Source organism: Streptomyces sp. TRM68367 (assembly GCF_014495685.1).
Taxonomy (GTDB): Bacteria; Actinomycetota; Actinomycetes; order Streptomycetales; family Streptomycetaceae; genus Streptomyces.
In genome coordinates this window covers 1-1,015 of record NZ_JACTVI010000283.1, presented here as the reverse complement: position 1 = coordinate 1,015, position 1,015 = coordinate 1, and the positions used below count along the sequence as shown (strand labels likewise).

At 68.6% G+C, this 1,015-nt stretch carries 1 protein-coding gene; it reads right to left on the bottom strand.

Annotation, left to right across the window (positions count from 1 at the left end):
• Positions 1-148 precede the first annotated feature (148 nt).
• On the bottom strand, positions 149-1,015 hold an 867-nt coding region (locus H8R17_RS45530), incomplete at its 5' end, for a transposase (RefSeq protein ID WP_187829001.1).

Here is a 1,015-nt window from a genome sequence, read left to right as displayed (position 1 = left end):
ATCGCTGCCAGTTGAGGTGATCGGTTCATCCCGTTTGTCCGGGCCAGTGCCGGGTGGGATCTTCGCGTGTCGCTGCGGCTGCGCCGGGCTTCCACGGTTCCCGGGGGTTTGCTCCTTCCTGGTCTTCGTCGGAGTGGTGGCGCCCGGTTCATGGGGCGGCGGGCAGTGCGCCGAGCCGTCGCCAGCGGGTGGTGAAGGCGTCGGCCCAGGGCCAGGTGGTCTCGGTCCGCAGCCATCGGCGGCGGGCGTGCTTGGCGAGGCGGGCCGGGAGGTGGTAGAGCCGGTAACGCATGGTGTCGGGCTCTGCGTCGGCGAGTTCGCCCTGGTCGTGCAGGGACAGCAGCCGCAGCCAGGCGTCCAGGTCGGCGGCGAGGTTGGCGGTCAGCATCCACGCTTCGTTGATCGTCCAGGACTTCGACGGCAGGTTGTGCAGGCCCATCGCCTTGTTCGTGCGCACGTGGTCTTCGACGACGGCGTGGTGGCGGTGCAGGGCGTCCAGCCACTGGATCTGGTGGGAGCCGCGGATCCGGGTCATCTTCGAGATGTTCGTGGCGGTGATCGAGTACTTCCAGCCTGTGCGCTTCTCGAGGGCGGTGAGGTCCTTCATGTGCCGGCCGGACGGCTTGACCCGGCGGACGATCAGCCGCATGCCCTTGATCCAGCCCTCCCGGCGGTTCAGCCCGGTCAACTCCGCGACGAAGTAGCCCTCCTGAACGCTGCCGTCCTGATTGATCGAGATCTCCCAGGCAGTCTCAGGGAGGCGGGCGATGGCCTTCTCGTCCTCCTCGGTGATGGTCCAGCCGGTGGTGAAGCGCACCGTGCGCCGCCGCGTGTTCAGATCCCGCAGGTGCTCGTGCAGACCGTGGGTGGCCCCGGCGCCGTCGACGCGCACCAGAATCTTCGCCGTCGAGGCGCCGGGCATCTGGACCAAAGCGTCGGCCAGTACCTTCAGGTGGTCGGCGACCGTGTTCGAGCCGGCGCTGCCGGTACGCAGCAGCATCGCCAGGCACTCGTG